The organism is Micromonospora sp. DH13, from assembly GCF_020873825.1.
Taxonomy (GTDB): domain Bacteria; phylum Actinomycetota; class Actinomycetes; order Mycobacteriales; family Micromonosporaceae; genus Micromonospora; species Micromonospora haikouensis.
In genome coordinates this window covers 419377-439737 of the sequence record NZ_JAHWGR010000001.1, presented here as the reverse complement: position 1 = coordinate 439737, position 20361 = coordinate 419377, and the positions used below count along the sequence as shown (strand labels likewise).

The following is a 20361-nucleotide window of genomic DNA, read 5'->3' as shown; positions in this document are numbered from 1 at the left end:
ACTTTCTCCGAGAGCAGCAGCTCCCGTCGGAGGTCGACCTTCAAGAACGAGGGGGATGCGGTTGCTCGCCGACCGCCCTCGCCCGCCGGAGCGGCAGCAGCCGGGTGGCGGCGTTGCGGGCCGCGATCCCGAACCGCGTGGTGGGCACGAGGAGCGACGCGGCCCGCGCGACGTTGCGCTGCTTCGGTGCCACCAGCTTCCGGTGGGTCTGCTCGTAGCGGCGCAGCGCCCCCGCGACATCGCCGGGCGTCGCGGCCAGCGACTCTGCGAGCGTCGCCGCGCCCGCCATCGCCAGGGTCGACCCGTCGCCGAAGAGGGACACGCAGGTGGCCGCGTCACCGAGCAGCGCCACCCGGCCGGACGACCACCGGTCCAGCCGGACCTGGCTCACCGAGTCGAGGTAGAGGTCGTCGCTTGCGCGTACTCGCTGAAGGAGCTCAGGTGTCCGCCAGCCGCCGCCGGAGTAGGCGGCGGTGAGCAGGCGCTTGTGCTCGGCGGTGTCGCGGTGGTCGAAGCCGGGCTCCCAGAGGCCGCGAAAGATGAACGCCGCTCCCGCGTTCCCGCGGTTCGGGTGTAGCGCGAGAGCGCGGCCGGGCGCGTTGTGCATCAGCACCTCGTGCGGCGCGAGGTCGAGGCCGTCGACGGGAAGGGTCGCGATCCAGAGGCCCATGTGACGCACGAACCGGCCCTCGTCCCCGAAGACGAGCCGCCGCGTGCGCGAGTGCAGGCCGTCGGCACCGACGACCAGGTCGAACCGGCGCGGCGTGGCCTGCTCGAACGTGACGTCGACGCCAGCTTCGTCCTGCGCGAGCGTGGCGATCGAGTCGGTGAAGAGGTACTCCGCCTCATCGCGGGCCGCCTCGTGGAGGAGCGTCGCGAGGTCGAAGCGGGGCAGTTCCACCTCGCCGCGTGTCTGACCCAGCCGCATGCCGCCGACCCGGCGACCGCTGTCGTCCACGAAGGTGAGCGCGGTCACGTCTGTCGCCGCGGCGCGGAGCCTCGGCATGATGCCCATCGCCTCGGCGATCGGGACGGCGGGCCCGCGCACGTCAACGGGGCTGCCGCTGGAGCGCAGGCCCTGCGCCCGCTCGACGACGGTGGGCCGGAACCCGTGACGGGCCAGCCAGTAGGCCAGAGTGGGGCCGGCGATGCCGGCGCCGGAGATCAGCACGGTCTTCATGTCTGTCATGCCACGAGGCTATCTGCACTCAGTGCAAGTATGCAACCAGTGCAGATGGGCACTGGATGCAGTAGGCTGCCGGCCATGGCGGAACCTTCCCTGCGCGAACGCAAGCGCGAACGGACCCGGCAGGCCATCGTCGACGCGGCGGTCGACCTCTTCGAACGCCATGGCTACGAGGGCACGACGATCGCAGACATCGCCGCCGCGGCGGAGATCGGAACCCGGACGTTCTTCAGCTACTTCGCCAGCAAGGAGGAACTGCTCTTCCCCGAGAACGACGCGCGCGTCGTCGCCGCGATCGCCGCGATCGCCAGCCGCAAGCCCGGCGACCGCCCCGCCGACCTGCTCGTCCGGGCGCTGCGCGACGCCAACGAGAACAGCACAGAGTTGGCGAGCCCCACCGCGCTGCTGCGGATGCGGCTCATCCAGACCGTTCCGGCCGTCCGGGGCCGCGGGTTGCAGCTCCAGCTCGACGCGCAGCGCGAGATCGCCCGCCACCTTCAGGCGGCATTCCCCGACGAACTCGACGCCGTGCAGGCGGGTGCCCTGGTCGGGGCGTTCATCGGCGCGGTAACGGGCGCGCTTCAGGTCCTCCTCGACGAACCGGGCGCGCTGGACGATCCGCGCAAGCTCCAGGGGCGCATGCGCGAGGTGACCGCGGCAGCGCTGCGCCCCTGGCTGTCGGTCGCCCGCTAGCGGGGAGACGGCAGCGGCCCCGCATGTTGACGTGTGCGTACCCGAGGGGGAAAGCCGGGGCGGTCACCGGTGTTCTTCCGCGATCGGGCTGGTCGGCGCGGCCTCGCGAGACGAGAACACCTGGAGATAGCCGTCGATCTCGGCCAGCACGGCGGCCTTGTCCGCAGCGTCGAGGAACGAGTACCGCACGGCCTGGCGGGCCAGCTCCGCGACGCCGTGCTCGTCGAGGTCGAGCAGGTCTGCGGCCACCTGGTACTCCCTGTTCAGGGTGGTGGAGAACATGGGCGGGTCGTCGGAGTTGACGGTGACCGGCACACCGGCGGCCACCAACTGCGGCAGCGGATGCTCGGCCAGCGACGGCACAGAGCGGGTGCAGGCGTTGGAGGTCGGGCACACCTCCAGGGCGATGTCGTGCTCGCGCAGGTAGGCCATCAACTCGGGGTCGCGGGCGGCGGCGATGCCGTGGCCGATGCGTTCCGCGCCGAGATGGCGTACGGCATCCCACACGGTCTGCGGGCCGGTCGACTCACCGGCGTGCGGGACGCTGCGCAGCCCGGCTGCCCGCGCGGCGGCGAAGTGCCCGGCGTAGCGGGCGCGGGGGATTCCGGACTCCGGGCCGCCCAGCCCGAAACTGACGAGCCCGTCCGGGCGCTGCTTGAGCGCCACCTCCAGGGTGACGTCGGCGCCGGTCATCGTGGGCTCGCCCGGGATGTCGAAGCACCAGCGCAGCTGGATGCCGTGGTCACGGGCGGCCCGCAGCCGGGCGTCCTCCACCGCCTCGCAGTACGCCTCGGCCGGGACACCACGCACGATCGACGAGTACGGGGTCAGCGTCAGCTCGGCGTACCGCACCGACTGGGCGGCCAGGTCGGCGCCGATGTCGTAGGTGAGTGTGGCCAGGTCCTCGGCGTCGCGGATCAGGTCCACCACCGACAGGTACACCTCGACGAAGTGCGCGAAGTCGGTGAACGTGAAGTACTCGGCCAGTAGCGCCGGGTCGGCCGGCACCGCGGTGGTCCCGGCGTGCCGTTCGGCCAGCCGAGCCACGGTGTGCGGGGTCGCCGACCCGACGTGGTGGACGTGCAGTTCCACCTTGGGCAAGCCGGCGATGAAGTCAGTCAGGTCCGTTGCCATTGCACAACCCTCACCGTGCGAGTGATCCGCCGGAGGGACGGCAGCCTCCCAGCGGGAGGCGCCCTTGGACCAAGGAACAGGCCGAGCGTGGCGGATGGTCATCCGTCGCAGCGCCTCTCGACCCGCAACGGCACGCTAGCAAGAGCGCTCGGTGACGACAACCCTCCGCGACGGGCCGGGGCTGACCGAGGGGTAAGCGGGCGGTTGATAACCTGCGCCAATGCCGATCATGCGCCTCGTCGCCGCTTCCGACACGGCATGACGCCACACCTGCGTCCCTCCGTCCGCGCGATCGTCCTTGACGAGAACGACCGCATCCTGCTCTGCCGGCTCGACTTTCCCCACCCGGTCGTGCCGCAGCAGTCGAAGGCCGTCTGGGCGGCCCCGGGCGGCGGCGTCGAACCCGGCGAGGACCGGCTGACGGCTCTGCGCCGTGAACTGCGGGAGGAGACCGGTCTGGCGATCGTCGCCGAACCGCCGCACGTCTGGCACCAGGAAGTCGTGGCCGCCGACATCGCGCCGGGCTTCGACGGCGTCGTCAACGACTACTTCCTCGTCCGCACGAACCATTTCCAGCCCCGCGGTGAGCTGACCGACGACCAACTCGCGGCGGAGAACCTGGCCGCGTTCCGGTGGTGGCAGCTCTCGGAGATCGCCGCCTACCGGGGACCTGAGCTGTTCTCGCCCCGCGACCTCACCACACCCCTGACCGCGCTTCTCACCGCGGGCACGCCGGACCAGCCGGTCCAACTGGGCCTCTAGCGCTCTGACCGCATAGGTTCGCCGGGCTGCGCAGCCGCTGGCGGTGTTCTGGTCCTCATCGCCGGGGCGGAACCAGCAACCATCCGGTCACCGCACCAACGGCTCACGGTCCCGTAGAGGCAGGGTCGGCATGCAGGGACAGGACCGCGACGTCGCCGCCGAAGCCCACCACGAGCGAGCCTTCCGGGGTCACGGTCAGCGCATGGACTGGCGCGGGAAACGCCAGCTCCCGGCCGATCTGCCGCCCGGCGGCCAGCTCCCACAGGCACACCGTTCCATCCGAACCACCGGTGACGACCCGGAGTTCTCCACCGATCACCGCGGTCACCACCGCGGACACGGTGCCTTGGTGGCCGACCAGCCTGCCGACTTCCCGTCCCATGACCAGGTCCCACACGCGCACGGTGGCGTCGTAACCTGCCGTGATCGCGTGTGCTCTGCCGTCGACGACCGCTGTCGCGACTGCCCACACCTCGCCGTCGTGGCCCGACAGGGGCTCCCCGACCGGTTGTCCGGTGGTCAGGTCCCACTGCCAGACCTTGCCGCCGCTCATACAGCCCACCGCATGGGGCCTGTCATCGATCACCAGCGTGTCGATGGCCATCAGGAAGTCGTCGTGTCCGGTGAGTTCGCCGACCTGTTCCCCACTGGCCAGATCCCAGACCCGCACGGACAGGTCGTCGTCGCTGGCGAGCGCACACGGTCGCCCCTGGACGACAGCCGTGCCCAGACACCACACCTCACCGTTGATCCCCGGCAGCTCGCCCGTCTGCTGTCGGGTGGCCAGGTCCCACGCGAGTACCGCCCAGTCGCTGGCCGTGACGACGTACGGCCGACCGTCCACGACCTCCGTCGCCACCGCCCACACTCTGCCGTTGAGGTCGCTCATGGGCCCGCCGACCGGTTGGCCGGTCTCAAGGTCCCGCACCCGGACCGTCTGGTCCTTGCTGCCGGTGACCACGACGTGGCGGCCGTCCGAGAAGGCTGTCACCACCGCGTCAACACCGCCGGTGTGACCGGACGGGTTCATCTGGAAGCGCGGGTCACTCTGCGCGTCGGTGGACCACAGCACCCGCCATGGCTCGGCGTCGACATCCTCCACTGACACGGCGGCAATCTGTGCCGACAACTCCCGGTCCCCGTACCGAGCCGCGTCCAGGGCCAGCAGCTGCCTCCGCACCCACGGTGGCACGTCCCGGTGTACGTCCACCGACGCCCGGTAAACCGCAGCCATCAGTCGCGCATCGGAATCCTCATCGGAAGCCAGCAACCCCAGAACCCGCTCCGGATCAGCGTTCACCAGCCATCGCAGGTCCGTCCACCACCCCTTCCGCCCCGACGGATCCGTCGCCGAAGTGGTCATATGAACGTCGTCACTCTCATGGCCGAAACTCTAGTGATGCGGCCGGACAGTCGTCCGCCAGGTTGGATCAAGCTGCGCTCTTGAGAGGCTTTTCTGGCGGGCCCAGCCGGAGCCTGCGGTGGGCCGGTAGGCGGTGAGTTTGCGCAGTGACCAGCGAGTGAAGGGCTGGCCGAGTTTGGTGGGGCGGGTGGTGGCCGTCTGGACGACGAAGTTCTCGTCGTCACGGTTGAGCAGGCGGGGACGGCCTCCCGCCCACCGAGGGTCCAGGCAGGCCAGGCCGATCTCGTTGAACCGGTGGATGACGTCGCGGACGGTGCCCTCGTCGGCCTGTACCAGCTGGGCGATCACCGGCACCCGGTTTTCGCCGGCCGAGGCCAGCAGCATCATCGCGCGCCGGTAGCGCACCGAATCGCGCTGCCGCGGCGGACGATCTGCTGCAGTTTCTGCCCTTCCTGGTCGGTCAGTCTGCGCACACGGACAGGCTCGGCCACCGCTCCTCCAGCGGTCGGATCGGACGTCACCGCACATCCAACCGCCATGACGTCCAACGCGGCGAACTATGCGGTCAGAGCACTAGCAAGTCGGTGGCAGGCCGGCGACGAGGGGCCCGGGGGCTGATCGGCCGGTGGGGTCAGGTCAGTGCGGCCTGCCACGTCCACGAGGTGCGGCGGGGCCGTCCGTCGAACTCGGCCCGCCCCGTCATCCACAGCAGCACCTCGGCCGGCGGGCCGGGCGGGGCGTCCGGGAACAGCCGGGTCAGCACGGCGGCGGCGGGCGCGGCGGGCGGCTGCCAGTCGACGCGTAGGCCCCGGGTGATGTCGTGGGTGTGCAGCAGGGTCTCCGCCACGCCCATGGCGGCGAACCCGGCCGGGTCGCAGGGGCCGAAGTGCCAGGCCCGCAGGTTCGGGTCGGCCGCGTCGACGGCGGTGGCGAGCAGGCCACCGCAGGCCGCGACGACGGTCAGCACCTGGGCGGGCGTCGCGGTGGGGGAGACGCGCAGGTCGAACGGCAGGTAGCCGTCGGCGGGACGGCCGGCCAGCTGCCCCGCGTACGCGAGCAGGTCGTGCGCGACGTGCGCCGCCGTTGTCCAGCAGCTCCACTCCAGCGTTCCCGCCGGCACCGTCCAGTCGGCGTCGGCGTGCGGCCCGAGGATCCGGCCCATCTCGCCGATCGCGGCGCGCACGCCGGCCCCACCCGTGTCCGTCATGCCCCGACCGTGCCAGCCGTCGCCCCCGCCGACAACCCACCCCGATTATCGCATTACCGGTAACACTAATCCGATAATTTGATGCGACAAAAGGGGCGAATCACCAGCGCACCATAATGACAGTTATGTGCGCGTCGACGTCACGCATCCTGCGGGTCGACGGATGCGGTGGCCAGCGAGCCGCCGGGTGTGCCGGCGCTGCCGGAAGAGCCGCGAACTCGGCACTAGCGCCAATAGGTTTGCTGTGGAAACCTATTGGCATGACTACTGAGCCGGTTGCTGCCGGTGGCGATCCCCGCCGACTGCTGTCCGACATTCGCTCCCTGGCGCACCAGGTGCGCCTCGACCAACGGATGACCTGGGTCGCCCTGCTGGTGCTGGGCGCGGTGACGCTCGCCGGAATCCCGTTCGACTGGCTCGCCATGACGGTGCGCTGCCACCCCGACACCAGCTGCGAGTTCGCGCGGCGGGGCGTGCTGTTCTACTGGCCCTCGGCGCTCCTGCTGGCCTACACGGCGATCGCCGTCTGCTATTCGCGGGCCGCCCGGTCCCGGGGCCTGGGTGCCCGGACGTTGCCGTACGCGATCGTCGGCGCCGCGACGACCGTCGTGTTCACCGCCGCGTGGGTAGCCGCAGCCCTGTACTTTCCGCATCACCCGCTGCCGTACCAGCCGCTGCCGTACTGGTGGTTGGTCCTGGACCGGTTGGTCTCGCCCTGGGGCATGATCGGGATCGCGCTGGTGGTGCTGGCCCGCATCGAGCGCAACATCGGGCTGCTGCTGTTCACCCTCGCCTACCTGGCCCTGGTGCTGCTGGTGCTGCCGACGAACGAGGGCTGGGGACTGGCCGGCTGGGGAATTCAGGCCCGATTCGCGGCACCGCAAGTCGTCAGCGGCGCGCTGCTGCTGCTCGGCGCGGCCGGGTTCTTCAGAGCAGCCCGCAGGCGGCAGCGGTGACGGCGACGATCGGCACCCCGGACCCGGACCCGGGCCCGGGGCACCCGGTCACCGGGCTGGACGAAGTGGTGCACCAGCGGGCACGGCTGGGCATCCTGACCATCGCGCACGAGGCCCACCGGGTCGAGTTCGGCTACCTGCGCACCCACCTCGAGCTGACCGCCGGCAACCTCTCCAAGCACCTCAGTGTGCTGGAAACGGCCGGCCTGATCGAGATCCAGAAAGGCTACGAGGGGCGGCGCGGCCGTACCTGGATCACCCTCACCGCCGCCGGAGCCACCGCGCTCGCCGACGAGATCGCGCGACTCAAGCAACTCATCGCCCGCGTTGAGACGACCAACTGACCGTAGCGTCAGCTGGCTGACCCGAACAGGACCGGGTCTGCCAGCTGACGCGATCGGGCGGTTGCGCATCTCTGCTGGCCACCGCTGTGCAGGAGGGCCGGCGGCCCGTACCGCCTTCCGGCCTGCGGCGGCTAGCGCAGGTGCCGGGCGAAGAACCCGGCCGCGTCCTCCCCGGCGAACTGCGGGACACCGGTGTGCCCGCCCATGTTGGCGTGCAGCGTCTTCTCCGTGGAGCCGAAGGCGTCGAACAGGTCCAGGGCCGCCTGGCGGTCGTTGCCCTCGTCGTCCCACTGCAGCAGGACATGCAGCGGAATGGTGACCTGTCGGGCCTCCTCGAACATGGTGCGAGGCACGAGACTCCCGGCGAAGAGACCGGCGGCCGCGATGCGGGGCTCGACCACCGCAAGCCGGATGCCGACGGAGATCACACCACCCGAGTACCCGACCGGACCACCGATCTCGGGCAGCGACAGGAGGGCATCCAGGGCGGCCTGCGTTTCCGGGACCGCCCTGTCGACGAGCGGGAGGACGAGGGCGTCGACGATCTCGTCGCTGGCCGGCTCGCCGGCCTCCAGTGCCCGGCGCAGGTCGGCGCGGGCCTGCTCGGCGGCGGCCCAACGGGGCCGGTCACCGCTGCCGGGAAGCTCGATGGTCGCCGCGGCGAAGCCGTCCGCCGCGGCGCGCCGGGCCCGGGCCACCAGACGGGGGTACATCTTGCGCAGTCCGAGCGGAGGGTGGCCGAGCAGGATCAGCGGGACCGGCGCGGATGCGGATGCGGGCGTCCACAGGACGCCGGGGATCTCGCCGAGGGTGAACTCGCGTTCGAGGACGCCGTCGTCGAGGCGCTGTTCGGTAGTGAATCGCATGGTCGTGCCTTTCGGGATCGCTCGTAACGGCGCTCCCGGACGACCTACCGCCCGACCGTGGCACCGGAGGGGAGCACCCATGTCGAAACGTTCACGGGTACCACCTCCTCGGTCTCTCGCACGGCCGCCAGAAAGCTAGCAGTGGCGGCCGTGACCCGCCAACGTGTTTCTGCCGTGCTCCCGGAGCCGGCCGTCGTCGGGGACCGGACGTCGAAGTACTGAACTACGGTGGTGGCGATGCGGGCGTACGAGACTCAGCAGGCAACCCGGGCAGCCATGTCGATCGGCTCACAGCTCGGCCTGGCCGTCCACGACGCCGCGGTCCTGCACAACTCGAACGCGCTCACCCTGCGTCTACAGCCCTGCGACGTGCTCGCCCGGGTGGTGCCGGTCGCACACCAGCGCGCCCAGCTCGAGGTGGACGTCGCTCGGGGGTTGGCCGAGGCCGGGAGCCCGGTGGCCACGCTGGAGTCGCCCGAGGTCTTCATCCTGAGCGACTACGTCGTCACCCTCTGGACCTACTACGAACCGGTGGCCGCCCAGCCGATTTCCCGAGCCGGATACGTCGGCGCGCTCGAACGCCTGCACGCCGGCATGCGCAGGATCGCCCTGCCCGCCCCGCACTTCACCGACCGGGTCTCTGCGGCCCAGAGGTTGGTGGCCGACCACGCCCGAACGCCGGAACTGACCGCCCCGGACCGGGCTCTCCTCGCCGGCACGTTGGCCCGGATGCGCCGAGCGGTCACCGACAGCGGCCGGCCCGAGCAGCTCCTGCACGGCGAACCCCATCCGGGCAACCTGCTCTCGACCCGGGCCGGCCCGCTCTTCATCGACTTCGAGACGTGCTGCCGGGGGCCGGTCGAGTTCGACCTGGCCCACGCGCCCGACGAGGTCGGCGACCACTACCCGGGCGTCGATCGCCGGTTGCTCCGAGACTGCCGGACCCTCGTACTGGCGATGATCACCGCGTGGCGCTGGGATCGCGACGACCAGTTCCCCGACGGCCGCCGGCTCGGCATCGAGTGGCTGAACGAACTCCGCAGGACAGCGGCCGCCCTGGACGAGTAAGCCGACTCCGGATTCGGGACCGGACAGCTCAGCCTCCGCCGCGGGCAGGCATGCTGCCGGCCGGCGTCAGTCCGCGACGAGTGGGACCGCCGGCGACCCCTGCCGCACGACCAGCGGCATGCCCGGCAGCGGGCAACGATCCTTGCCGGGTTGTCGACCTCCCCGTCGACGCAGCAGCCCATCTCGACGCCGTGTCAGGGCGCACGGCGCGCACGCTCGGTATCGGAACGATCCCACTACGCTCACGTCCATGACCGAAGCCTTGATCGAGGCGGATGACGGTACGCGGTTACGGACCTGGACCACAGGCCCGACGAACCCACAGACGCTGCCCCTGGTGATGCTGCACGGCGGCCCCGGGATCCGCGACTATCTGGCCCCGGTCGCCGGCATCGTCGACGACCGGTGTCGGGTGCACCGCTACGACCAGCGCGGCACCGGCGGGTCCTCCTGGACCGGGCAGCACACGATCGCCCGCCACGTGCGCGACCTGGCGTTGTTGCTCGACACGTGGGGACACGACCGGGTGGTGCTGGTCGGGCACTCGTTCGGCGCCCACCTGGCCAGCTACTTCCTGTTGGCCCATCCCGATCGGGTGGCCGGGCTGGTGCAACTCGCCGGGCCCTTCCTGGGGCCGTGGCGGGAGGCCGACCGGGCAGCCCAGCGGGCCCGACGCACCGACGCGCAGCAGGCCAGGCTCGACGCCCTCGACGCGGTGGAGTCCCGCACCGACGCCGAGGAGATCGAGTACCTGACGCTGTCGTGGTGCACCGACCACGCCGACCGGGACCGGGCATGGGAGTGGGCGTCGGCGGCGGCGCGGACGCTGCGGCCCGTCAACTACGCGATGAACCACCAGCTCAACGCGGCGGCGAAGACCGACCCGCTCGAATCGCGCGTGGACGAACTCCGCGAGCGGCTACCGCCCGACGCGATGATCATCGGCGGTGCCGGCGACAGCCGCCCCGCCGATGCGCTGCGCCGGCTGGGGGCATGCCTCGGCTGCGAGGTGACCGTCGTGCCGGACGCGGGTCACCATCCCTGGCTGGAGGCGCCGGAGCGGTTCGCCGCGGTGTTCCGCGCCGCGGTGGGCAGGCAGGCCCGTCGGGGCGGTTGATCAGGGCGGACGTCGCCGCCCGCCCGGTGCGGGGCGGGCGGCGACCGTCGGTCAGTGCGGCGGGGGCGTGAGGTGCCGGGTGAAGAACCGGACCGCGCTGTCCAGTTCGTGTTCGGGCAGCCGGTCGCCGTGCCGGCCCGGGTTGGCGTGCAGGGTCTTCTCGGCCGAGCCGAACGCGTCGAACAGGGCGAGGCTCTGCGCGCGGGGGACCCGCTCGTCGTCCCACTGGACCAGGAACTCGACGGGCACGGTGATCCGCGCGGCAGCCTCGACGGCGGCGGGGGCCGACGCTCCGCCCAGGCCGAGGACCGCCGCGCGGACCCGGGGTTCGGCGGCCACGAACGGCACGCCGAGCCCGCAGCCCAGCGAGACGCCCCAGTAGCCGACCGGTCCGGGATCGAGGTGGTCCAGGACGGCCCGCCATTCCGGTACGGTCTGCGCGGCGACGAGCGCCTGGAAGTCGGCGAGCAGGGGTGCCGGGTCGTCGCCGGTGTCGGCGCGGGCCCGGATCTCGGTGGCGATGCGCTGGTAGCGGTCGTCGCTGGGGCGGTCGCCGTGGTTCGGGGCGTCCACCGCGACGGCCGCGAAACCGCTGGCCGCGAACCGGTGGGCGCGGTGCACGACGGCGGGGGCGGTCTTGTGCTGGCCGCCGCCGTGGCCGATGAGGATCAGCGGGCGGGGGCCGGTGGTGCTGTCGGGCGGGGTCCACCGGACAGCGGGCACACCGTCGACAGTGAAGTGTTCTTCGTGGATGCGCATGCCGAATACGCGCCTTTCAGGGATGCCTTGTGCGGGCGCTCCCTAGGCCATGCGGGGGAGGGAGCCCCGACCGGTCGCAGCGTTGATCGGACTCACCTCCTCGGACAGTGCTCGTGCACGGCGGGGTGACCGTATCATCCGCCCGTGCGCGAGGATGGGACCGTGGGTGAGGAACAGCGATTGGCCGGGGGCAACACCGGCGGCGCGGTCCGCATCGGCGACACGGTGCGGCGTACGCCGGGGCCGTGGACGCCGTCGGTGCACGCGCTGCTGCGGCATCTGGAGACGGTCGGCTTCGACGGGGCGCCCCGGGCGCGGGGCTTCGACGAGCACGGGCGGGAGGTCCTGTCGTTCCTGCCCGGGGAGACGGTCGGCGTCACCCGGCCGTGGCCGGCCTGGGCGCACAGCGACGACGCGCTGCGCCAGGTCGCGCGGTGGCTGCGGGACCTGCACGCCGCGGTGGCGGGCTTCGTGCCGCCCGCGGGGGCGCGGTGGCGCGAGGGCGGCGTCTGGCGGCCGGGCCTGATCGTCGGGCACAACGACGCGGCCCCGTACAACGCGGCCTGGGCCGACGGTCGGCTCGTCGGGTTCTTCGACTGGGACCTCGCGGCCCCGGTCACCCGCGAGTGGGACCTGGCGTTCACCGCGTTCGCGTGGGTGCCGCTGCACGCCCGGCACGTGGTCGCCGCCGAGGGGTTCACGGCGTTCGCGGACCGGCCCCGGCGGCTGCGGCTGTTCCTCGACGCCTACGGTCACGCCGGGCCGGTGGGGCCGTTCGTCGAGGTGGTCCGCCAGCGGGTGGCCGCCTCGGCCGAGGGCATCCGCCGCACGGCGGCGGCGGGCGACCCCGCGTACCGGGCGATGGTCGACCACGGCATCGACGCCGCGCTGGAGACGGCGGTGCGGGAGCTGGCCGACTTCCCGGCCGGGTGAGGCGGCGTCAGGTTGACACGGCCGCCGGCGCGCGCTATCAAAGAACCAGGACTTGAGTCACCCAGACTCAACTTGACGTCTTCGGCCAGGAGAACCGAGGAGGAACCACGATGCTGATGCGCACCGACCCGTTCCGGGAGATCGACCGGCTCGCCGAGCAGCTGCTCGGCACCCACTCCCGCCCCGCCGTGATGCACATGGACGCCTACCGCGACGGCGACTACTTCTACGCCGCGTTCGACCTGCCCGGGGTGGACCCGGACAGCATCGACTGCACCGTCGAGCGCAACGTGCTGACCGTCCGCGCGCAGCGCCGCCGCCCGACCGGCGACAACGTCGAACTGGTCGCGGCGGAGCGCCCCATGGGCACGTTCAGCCGGCAGCTGTTCCTCAGCGACACCCTCGACACCGACCGCCTCGAGGCGGGCTACGACAACGGGGTGCTGACCCTGCGCATCCCCGTGGCCGAGCGGGCCAAGCCCCGCCGGGTGGCCATCGCCACCGGCGGCACCGGCCACCGGCAGATCGACGCCTGACGGCACCCGACGCGATCAGGGCACCCCACGGCGGGGTGCCCTGATCGCAACGACACGTAAACCGGTCGCGGGCGGCGGCGGGGGATGCCAGACTCGACGACGTCCCCGCAGCCGAGACACCGGAGCCGACCAGCACATGTGATCCCGCAGGCCGCGGCCGGGCCGACCGCCCCGCCGCCACGCGCACCGACCGGCCGCCCGTCGTGGGCGTCCCGGCCCGCCTGCCGTCCCGCGGAGGATCACCGTGTTGAAGGTCGTGTCCGTCAGCTTGCAGTACGACGCCGAGCCGCTGTTCACCGGCGTCGACCTCGTCGTCAACGCCGGTGACCGGGTCGGCCTGGTCGGCCCCAACGGGGTCGGCAAGTCCAGCCTCCTGCGGGTGCTCACCGGGGCCGAGCCGCCGTCGACCGGGCACGTCAGCCTCGCCCCCGGCACCCGGATCGGCTACTTCGCCCAGCAGCCGCCCGACCCGACGGTCACCGTCGGGGAGTTCCTCGCCGCCGGCCTCGGCGAACTGGGCCGGCTCGACCGGCGGCTGCGGACCCTGGAGCGGCGGCTGGCCGGCGGGGACACCACCGCGCTGGACGCCTACGGCGAGGTCCAGGACCGCTTCGCCGCCCTGGACGGGTGGCGGGCGCAGGCCCGGCTGGCCGAGGTCCGCCAGCGCCTCGACGTGGCCGGCCTGCCGGACGACGCGCCGCTGCACCGCGTCAGCGGCGGAGAGCAGGCCCGGCTGACCCTGGCCCGGGTGCTGCTGGACACCCCGGACCTGCTGATCCTCGACGAGCCGACCAACCACCTCGACGCCGACGGCATCGCCTGGCTCGGCGGCTGGCTGGCGGCGTTCGGCGGCGGCGTGCTGGTGGTCAGCCACGACCGGGCGTTCCTGGACCGCACCGTCACCCGCGTCGTGGAACTCGACGGCATCCACGACACACCGCAGACGTACGCCGGCGGGTACACCGACTACCGGGCGGAGAAGACGCGCCGCTGGCAGCGGCTGCTGCTGGACTACGAGGCGCAGGAGAAGACCCACCAGCGGCTGCTGGCCGACATCGCGCGCACCAAGGAACACGCGCGCGGGGTGGAGCTGACGGTGCGCCGCGGTCTCGGCGCCGACCAGGCGCGCCGCTACGCGAAGAAGGTCGCGCGTAAGGCCACGGCGCGGCAGCGGCGGCTACGCCGGCAGATGGAGTCGCTGCGGTGGCTGGCACAGCCGCAGACCCGCCCGACGCTGACCCTGGCGTTTCCCGACCCGGCCGGCGACGACGGCCGGGACGTGCTCGCCGCGCGGGGCCTGGCCGCCCGCGCCGGCGACCGGCCCCTGTTCTCGGGCGTGGACCTGCGGGTGCGCGCCGGCGACCGGGTGCTGCTCACCGGCGACAACGGCACCGGCAAGACCACGCTGCTACGTATCCTCGCCGGCCTGCGCGAACCCGACGCGGGGGAGGTCACCTGCGGTGCGCCGGTGGCGCTGCTGCCGCAGACCCACGACGCGCTGCGCACCGACGTCCCGGTGCTGACGTGGTTCCGCTCCCAGGTGCCCGTGTACGTCGACGAGGCCGAGCGGCTGCTCGACGCGCACCTGTTCGGCCCGGAGCAGTGGCACCAGCCGCTGCGGCTGCTGTCGGCCGGGGAGCTGCGCCGACTGCTGCTGGCGGTCATGGTGAACGGTCCGGCGCGGGTGCTGCTGCTCGACGAGCCGACGAACTTCCTCGACTTCGACTCCCTGGACGTGGTGGAGGAGGCGCTGCGCGCGTACCGGGGCACGGTGGTGCTGGTGACCCACGACGTGTGGTTCGCCGACGCCGTCGGCTACGACCGGTGCTGGCGGGTCACCGGCGGCGGGGTTCACGAGGAGCCGGCCGGCGGCGGGTGGCCGGGGCGGGAAAGCCCCCGGGCGCGCCTCACCGCCGACGCGCCCGGAGACTGAGAACCTTTCACCCATGCTTCGTCCCGAGTTTCCGGTGCTGCCGCGTGGCGCGGCCCGGCCGGCCCTGCGCGGGGCCGGTCCGGGCGACTTCACCGAGGCGTGGCTGCGTAACCGCCGGTTGTCCGAGCACACCCGCGACGCCTACCGGCGGGACGTGGCCGGCTGGTTGGCGTGGTGCCGGGCCCGGGAGCTGGACCCGCTACGGGCGAACTTCCTCGACGTCAACGCCTACGGCCGGGAGTTGGAGGCCACCCCGGCGGCGCGCAGCGGCCGGCCGTTGACCCCGGCGACGGTGGCCCGCAAGCTGTCGGCCCTGTCGAGCTGGTACGACTTCCTGGTGAAGCTGCGGGCGGTGCAGGCGAACCCGGTAACCGCGGCGGACCGGCCCCGCGTCGACCGGGACCACTCCTCGACGATCGGGTTGACGCCGCAGGAGGTGGACGCTCTGCTGGCCGCCGCGCAGGCCGAGACCGGGCCGACGGCGGCCCGGAACCGGGCGGCGGTGGCGCTGCTGGCCGACCTCGGGCTGCGGGTGGGGGAGTTGGTGTCGCTGGACGTGGCGGACCTGGGCGCGGAGCGGGGGCACCGCAGTGTCCGGTTCGTCGGCAAGGGCGGCAAGCCGCGGCGGCGGGCGCTGACCCCGTCCACGGCGTACGAGGTGGACGCCTACCTGGCGCAGCGGGCGGCGGCGCAGGGGGTGGGCGTCCACGAGGTGACCGGGCCGCTGCTGGTCACCGCGACCGGCGCGCGCCTGGACCGGCACTCGGTGTTCCGGCTGGTGCGGCGGCTGGCCCGCGCGGCGGGCATCCCGGCGTGGGAGAAGTTGTCGCCGCACTCGCTGCGGCACGCGTTCGCCACGACGGCCCGCGCGGAGGGGGTGCCGTTGGAGGACGTGCAGGACGCGATGGGGCACGCGGACCCGCGGACGACCCGCCGCTACGACCGGGACCGGCACAACCTGGACCGCGACCCGGCGTACGCGATCTGGGCGGCGCGGGCCCGGCGGCGCGCCTAGCTGCTCAGCAGAGCAGGTCGAGGTGGCGGTGGGCGTCGGCGGAGATGTCCTCGTGGCGCAGCCGCCGCCGCGCCCACAGCTCGGCGGCGACGCGGGCCTGCTCGTCGCCCCACGCGGCGTGTTCGACGAGCAGGGCGCAGGTCAGCGCCGCCGCCAGGCGTAACGCCAGTGCGCGGGCGCCGGCGACGACGTCGGTGGCGCGCGGGTCGGCGGTGACGTCGGCGAGGGCGGCGGTCAACTGGCCGGTGACGGTGGCGAGGGTGTCGGCCAGGGCCGGCGACAGCGGCCGGGCCAGGTCGGCGGCGGCGCCGAGGCGGCGCAGCAGGGGCGCGTCGGCGTTCTCGCGGGCGACGGCGCGCAGCACGTCCAGGGCGAGCACGTTGGTGGTGCCCTCCCAGATCGGCAGGACCTGCGCGTCGCGCAGCAGCCGGGGCACTCCGGTGTCCTCGACGTATCCGGCGCCGCCGAACGCCTCCACGTATTCGCTGGCGCAGGCCACGGCGAGGCGGCCGGTGGCGAGTTTCGCCAGGGGCGCGACGACCCGCAGCTCGGCGGCGGCGTCCACGTCGGCGTCGGTCTCGACGCGGCCGAGCAGCGCGAACGCGTGCCCGGCCAGGGCAAACGCGGCGGCGGCGTCGACGGCGAGCGCGCCGAGGGTGGCCCGGTGCAGCGGACTGTCGGCCAGGCGTCCCCCGGCGACCGTGCGGGCGGTGGCGTAGGCGCGGGCGTAGTCCAGGCCGCGGCGGATCCCGCCGGCCGCGGCGGCGGCGTTGTGCACCCGGGTCACCACCACCAGGGTCATCGCCCGGGCCAGGCCGGGCACCGCCGGGTCGCCCAGCGGCAGCGCGTACGCGTCGGTCAGGCCGATCTCGGCGGTCGGCAGCGCCCACGTGCCCAGCTTGTCCTTGAGCCGGTGCACGGTGACGCCGGGGGCGGGCGCGTCGGCGGCGGCGGTGACCCCGGCCAGGGGCGAGTCGGCGGCGTAGCGGGGCACCAGGAACGGGGCGAGCACGCGGCTGCCCCGCCCGGCGCCCTCGGGGCGGGCCAGGGCCACCGCCATCGGCGCGTCGGCGGCGGAGCAGAACCACTTCTGGCCGGTGAGCCGCCACGACCCGTCGGCGGCGGGCCGGCCCACGGTGCCGGAGCCGGACAGGTCGGAGCCGCCCTGCGACTCGGTCATCCACTGCCCGGACACGATCGCCGTGTCGGGGTCGGTGGAGGTCAGCCGGGGCAGCCACGCGTCGCGCACGGCCGCGTCGACGTCGGGCAGGCTCAGCAGCGCCGCCGCGCCGTCGGCCATGGCCACCGGGCAGGAGAACGTGGCCGACTCCGGCCCGTACAGGTGCAGCAGGGCGTGTTGGACGACCCGCGCGCCGGCCCCCCACCGCTGCCGCGCGGACGCCTGGTAGGGCAGGGCGACCACGGCGTGGCGGGCGGCGGCGGCGCGTTGGGCCCGCCAGCCGGCGGACGTGTCGATGCGGTCGACGCGCGCGCCCCACCCGTCGTAGCGGACCAGGACCGGCGGGTGGGCCTCGGCGTCGGCGTGCGCGGCGCGCAGCGGCCCGGCCACGTCGGCGGCCAGGTCGACCAGCCGGGGCTGCGCGGCGTCGTGCCCGGCGGGGCCGAGCAGGCGGCGCAGCCAGGACCGCAGCAGCCGGTCACCGGTGTACGGGTCGTCGGGGGTGGGCACCGGCTGCACGTAACGGGTCATCGTCGCCTCGCCTCCGCGGGTTGCCATCCGTGTGCCGCCGACCGTAGACGATGCGGCCGGGCGGGGCGACCCGGGGCGAGTGCCTGCGCGGCGGCGGCGGGTGGGCCTACGGTCGACGTGATGGGCAGTGAGCAGCCGTGGACGCGGCCGGCGCGGCGGGGCCGGCCGGCGCGCACCGGTCTGCTGGCCGCCGGCGCGGGGTTGGGGCTGTGCCTGGTGGGGGTGGCCGGGCTGGGCGCGTGGAACGTGCAGATGCTGGCCGGCGCCGGCGACCAGGTCCGCGACAGCGCCGACGGGTTCCTGCGGGAGGTCGCCGCGGGCGACGTGGAGCGGGCCTACGAGCGGCTGTGCGCGCAGTCGCGCAGCCGGTGGAGCGCGGTCGGTTTCGCCGGCTGGGTGCGCACGCCGCCGGTGGTCACCGGCTACGAGATCGTCGACGTGTCGGTGCGCACCAAGGGGGGCCGGCCGACGGGGACCGTGCGGGCGCGGCTGATCCGCGACGGCGGCGCGGGGGAGGACCGCACGGTGCCGATGGTGAAGGAGGACGGCCGGTGGCGGGTCTGCGGTGACCCGTTCTGAGCCGCTGCCGCCTGCCGGGTCAGTCGCGGGGGCCCAGCTCACCGGCGCGGTAGTGCCGCCGGCACAGCACCTGGTAGCGCACGTCGGCGGTGTCCACGGTGTCGCCGATGACGACCTGTTCGCCTTCGCGGACGACCCGGCCGCCGATGACGCGGGCGTTGAGCAGCCCTTCGCGGCCGCACCAGCACAGCACCTCGACCTGGATGCGGGCGACGGAGTCGGCGAGTTCGAACAGCCGCCGGGCGGCGGGGAACAGGCTGGACCGGAAGTCGGTGGCCAGGCCGAACGCGTACACGTCGACGTCGTCGTTGTCGACGAGGTCGGCCATCTGTTCGATGTGTTCGAGGTTGTAGAAGGACGCCTCGTCGCAGATGAGGTAGTCCACGCGTACCCCGTCGGCCCAGGCGTCGCGGACCAGGTCGCGCAGGTCGAGGCCGTCGGTGACCTCGATCGCGGCGTGGGCCAGGCCGATGCGGGTGGTGACCTGTGGGCCCAGGGACCGGTCGATGCGGGTGGTGACCAGGCCGCGGCGGCCCTGCCGGGCGTGGTTGTGGTTCATCTGCAGGGCCATCGTGGACTTGCCGCAGTCCATCGGCCCCCAGAAGAACCGCAGGGCGGCGGCGTGCAGCGGCCGGCCGTCGGCGCCCCGGGTCGCGGCGCAGCCGCGGCGGGGGTCGTCGTCCGGGCCCGGGAGGGGCCGGGCCAGGCAGATCGGGGTGGCAGCGGCGTCGTCGGTCACGTCGGGGCAGCCTAGCCGATCGAGCGCCGCCGATCAGTCGGGTGCGTGTCGGCCTACAGCACCCTCGGCGGGGTGTTGCCGGCGGCGACGATCGCGCGGCGGATCGGCACGGCGGCCAGCAGCGCGAACCCGACCACGAAGAAGATCAGCAGGGAGACCAGGCCCACCCGGTAGGACGCGGTGAGCTGGAACACCAGCCCGAAGGCGAGGGGCCCGAGCCAGCTGGTGCCCTTGTCGCTGATCTCGTAGAAGCCGTAGTACTCGCCCTCCTTGCCGGCGGGGATGAGCTGGCTGAACAGCGACCGGCTCAGCGCCTGGCTGCCGCCGAGGACCAGGCCGATGCAGCCGCCGAGGATCATGAACGGCAGCGGCGCCTCGGCGGGCAGCCGGAACGCGGCGATGATCACGCCGGTCCACAGCACGAGGCTGAGCAGCACCGTCTTCCACGCCCCGATGCGCCGGGCCAGCGCGCCCAGGCCCAGCGCCCCGCCGAAGGCGAGGAACTGCACCAGCAGGATGGTGGTGATCAGGGTGCTCTGCCCCAGCTTCAGCTCCTCGGTGCCGTACTGGCTGGCGAGGGTGATCACGGTCTGGATGCCGTCGTTGTAGACCAGGAACGCCAGCAGGAAGAACAACGTCAGCGGGTACGCCTTGACCTCGCGCAGGGTGCGGCCGAGCTGCCGGAACCCGTCGGTGAGCACGTTGCCGCCGCCGGCCGGCGCGGCGACGGGCGGGCGCTCGCGCAGCCAGCGCAGCGGCACGAGGGTGAACGCCGCCCACCACACGCCGGCCGACACGATCGACCAGCGGGCCAGGTCCAGGGTGCGCTGCGAGTTGCCGTCCTCGGCGAGCATGGTCACCGCGACGAGGTTCGCGGCCAGCAGCAGCCCGCCGCCGAGGTAGCCGATGGCCCAGCCGCGGCTGGAGATGCCGTCGCGTTCGTCGGGGCCGCCCAGCTGCGGCAGGAACGAGTTGTAGACCACCACGGCCGCGCCGAAGGCGATGTTGGCCACCAGGAACAGCGCCCCGCCGAGCAGGTACCGCTCGCCGGTAACGAACGCGAACGCGATCGTCGCCCCCGCGCCGGTGAACGCCGCCGCGCCCAGCAGCCGCTTCTTGTGCGCCGACCGGTCGGCCACCGCGCCGACCACCGGCAGCACGAACACGGTCAGCAACACCGACAGGGAGATCAGGTACGGGTAGTAGGAGCCGGCGGCGACGCGGATGCCCAGCGGGTGCACGTACCCGTCGCAGGTGTCGGCGCCCAGCGCGCAGCCGGCGGCCAGCTCGGTGACGGTGGTCAGGAACGGGCCGAGGAACACGGTGATGACTGTCGTCTGGAACGCCGAGTTCGCCCAGTCGTAGAGGTACCAGCCGCGCCGCTCCCGGGCGGTGCTGGCAGGCGGCGGGGTCGCCACGTCGGGGGTGACCGTCTCGGCCATCGGTTTCCTCCGCCGATC

At 73.2% G+C, this 20361-nt stretch carries 20 protein-coding genes, 1 pseudogene and 1 riboswitch; of the genes and pseudogenes, 11 read left to right on the top strand and 10 right to left on the bottom strand.

What is annotated here, in order from left to right:
• Positions 1-40: 40 nt before the first annotated feature.
• Positions 41-1189, bottom strand: a complete 1149-nt coding sequence (locus LPA42_RS01950; RefSeq protein ID WP_077940339.1) for an FAD-dependent monooxygenase — start codon at positions 1187-1189, stop codon at positions 41-43.
• Between the two features lie 75 nt (positions 1190-1264).
• On the opposite strand from LPA42_RS01950, the gene LPA42_RS01945 reads away from it, so the two are divergent.
• Positions 1265-1879 carry a TetR/AcrR family transcriptional regulator gene (locus LPA42_RS01945; RefSeq protein ID WP_096761754.1) on the top strand — a complete coding sequence of 205 codons (615 nt, stop codon included), beginning with the start codon at positions 1265-1267 and terminating at the stop codon, positions 1877-1879.
• 63 nt (positions 1880-1942) lie between these two features.
• Here LPA42_RS01945 and LPA42_RS01940 read toward each other — a convergent pair whose 3' ends face one another.
• On the bottom strand, positions 1943-3013 hold the full coding sequence (locus LPA42_RS01940; protein WP_077940337.1) for an adenosine deaminase: 1071 nt from the start codon (positions 3011-3013) through the stop codon (positions 1943-1945).
• A 50-nt stretch (positions 3014-3063) separates the two neighbouring features.
• A riboswitch (S-adenosyl-L-homocysteine riboswitch) is annotated at positions 3064-3138 on the bottom strand.
• A gap of 133 nt (positions 3139-3271) precedes the next feature.
• Between LPA42_RS01940 and LPA42_RS01935 the strand changes: the two genes are divergently transcribed.
• Positions 3272-3775: an NUDIX domain-containing protein gene (locus LPA42_RS01935; protein WP_077940336.1), complete on the top strand. Its 504-nt coding sequence runs from the start codon at positions 3272-3274 to the stop codon at positions 3773-3775.
• Positions 3776-3878: 103 nt separating this feature from the next.
• Here LPA42_RS01935 and LPA42_RS34325 read toward each other — a convergent pair whose 3' ends face one another.
• The 3 genes and pseudogenes from LPA42_RS34325 to LPA42_RS01920 all read right to left on the bottom strand — a co-directional run bounded on the left by LPA42_RS34325 (position 3879) and on the right by LPA42_RS01920 (position 6345).
• The gene (locus tag LPA42_RS34325; protein WP_158229515.1) at positions 3879-5075 is read right to left on the bottom strand and encodes a WD40 repeat domain-containing protein; all 1197 of its coding nucleotides are present in this window, start codon (positions 5073-5075) and stop codon (positions 3879-3881) included.
• 198 nt (positions 5076-5273) lie between these two features.
• Positions 5274-5629, bottom strand: a pseudogene (locus LPA42_RS01925) (transposase); the annotation flags it as partial.
• Positions 5630-5769: 140 nt separating this feature from the next.
• The gene (locus tag LPA42_RS01920) at positions 5770-6345 is read right to left on the bottom strand and encodes a maleylpyruvate isomerase N-terminal domain-containing protein (protein ID WP_077940334.1); all 576 of its coding nucleotides are present in this window, start codon (positions 6343-6345) and stop codon (positions 5770-5772) included.
• A gap of 260 nt (positions 6346-6605) precedes the next feature.
• On the opposite strand from LPA42_RS01920, the gene LPA42_RS01915 reads away from it, so the two are divergent.
• Together LPA42_RS01915 and LPA42_RS01910 are read left to right on the top strand one after the other, a co-directional pair.
• On the top strand, positions 6606-7301 hold the full coding sequence (locus LPA42_RS01915; RefSeq protein ID WP_077940333.1) for a hypothetical protein: 696 nt from the start codon (positions 6606-6608) through the stop codon (positions 7299-7301).
• A complete protein-coding gene (locus LPA42_RS01910) occupies positions 7298-7645 on the top strand; it encodes a transcriptional regulator (RefSeq protein ID WP_077940332.1) in 348 nt (115 codons plus the stop codon). Before LPA42_RS01915 ends, LPA42_RS01910 begins: the two co-directional genes overlap by 4 nt.
• Before the next feature lie 131 nt (positions 7646-7776).
• Here LPA42_RS01910 and LPA42_RS01905 read toward each other — a convergent pair whose 3' ends face one another.
• Positions 7777-8511, bottom strand: coding sequence for an alpha/beta hydrolase (locus LPA42_RS01905; protein ID WP_077940331.1), 735 nt, complete (start codon positions 8509-8511; stop codon positions 7777-7779).
• Positions 8512-8787: 276 nt separating this feature from the next.
• Between LPA42_RS01905 and LPA42_RS01900 the strand changes: the two genes are divergently transcribed.
• Positions 8788-9579: an aminoglycoside phosphotransferase family protein gene (locus LPA42_RS01900; RefSeq protein ID WP_228986261.1), complete on the top strand. Its 792-nt coding sequence runs from the start codon at positions 8788-8790 to the stop codon at positions 9577-9579.
• Positions 9580-9829: 250 nt separating this feature from the next.
• Positions 9830-10696: an alpha/beta fold hydrolase gene (locus LPA42_RS01895; protein WP_077940330.1), complete on the top strand. Its 867-nt coding sequence runs from the start codon at positions 9830-9832 to the stop codon at positions 10694-10696.
• A 51-nt stretch (positions 10697-10747) separates the two neighbouring features.
• On the opposite strand, the gene LPA42_RS01890 is transcribed toward LPA42_RS01895, so the two are convergent.
• A complete protein-coding gene (locus LPA42_RS01890; RefSeq protein WP_077940329.1) occupies positions 10748-11455 on the bottom strand; it encodes a dienelactone hydrolase family protein in 708 nt (235 codons plus the stop codon).
• 144 nt (positions 11456-11599) lie between these two features.
• On the opposite strand from LPA42_RS01890, the gene LPA42_RS01885 reads away from it, so the two are divergent.
• The 4 genes from LPA42_RS01885 to LPA42_RS01870 all read left to right on the top strand — a co-directional run bounded on the left by LPA42_RS01885 (position 11600) and on the right by LPA42_RS01870 (position 15872).
• A complete protein-coding gene (locus LPA42_RS01885) occupies positions 11600-12388 on the top strand; it encodes a hypothetical protein (protein WP_077940328.1) in 789 nt (262 codons plus the stop codon).
• A 110-nt stretch (positions 12389-12498) separates the two neighbouring features.
• Positions 12499-12924: an Hsp20/alpha crystallin family protein gene (locus tag LPA42_RS01880; protein WP_077940327.1), complete on the top strand. Its 426-nt coding sequence runs from the start codon at positions 12499-12501 to the stop codon at positions 12922-12924.
• Between the two features lie 256 nt (positions 12925-13180).
• The gene (locus LPA42_RS01875; RefSeq protein WP_228986260.1) at positions 13181-14857 is read left to right on the top strand and encodes an ABC-F family ATP-binding cassette domain-containing protein; all 1677 of its coding nucleotides are present in this window, start codon (positions 13181-13183) and stop codon (positions 14855-14857) included.
• A 13-nt stretch (positions 14858-14870) separates the two neighbouring features.
• Positions 14871-15872, top strand: a complete 1002-nt coding sequence (locus LPA42_RS01870) for a tyrosine-type recombinase/integrase (protein ID WP_077940325.1) — start codon at positions 14871-14873, stop codon at positions 15870-15872.
• A 4-nt stretch (positions 15873-15876) separates the two neighbouring features.
• Here the strand turns inward: LPA42_RS01870 and LPA42_RS01865 are convergent, their stop codons facing one another.
• Positions 15877-17610: an acyl-CoA dehydrogenase family protein gene (locus LPA42_RS01865; RefSeq protein WP_077940324.1), complete on the bottom strand. Its 1734-nt coding sequence runs from the start codon at positions 17608-17610 to the stop codon at positions 15877-15879.
• Positions 17611-17703: 93 nt separating this feature from the next.
• Between LPA42_RS01865 and LPA42_RS01860 the strand changes: the two genes are divergently transcribed.
• Positions 17704-18162 (top strand): hypothetical protein, encoded by a 459-nt coding sequence (locus LPA42_RS01860; protein WP_077940323.1) that lies wholly within the window; start codon positions 17704-17706, stop codon positions 18160-18162.
• A gap of 19 nt (positions 18163-18181) precedes the next feature.
• On the opposite strand, the gene LPA42_RS01855 is transcribed toward LPA42_RS01860, so the two are convergent.
• Positions 18182-18868, bottom strand: a complete 687-nt coding sequence (locus LPA42_RS01855) for a thymidine kinase (protein ID WP_228986274.1) — start codon at positions 18866-18868, stop codon at positions 18182-18184.
• 86 nt (positions 18869-18954) lie between these two features.
• Positions 18955-20343 carry an MFS transporter gene (locus LPA42_RS01850; RefSeq protein WP_077940322.1) on the bottom strand — a complete coding sequence of 463 codons (1389 nt, stop codon included), beginning with the start codon at positions 20341-20343 and terminating at the stop codon, positions 18955-18957.
• Positions 20344-20361: the final 18 nt, after the last annotated feature.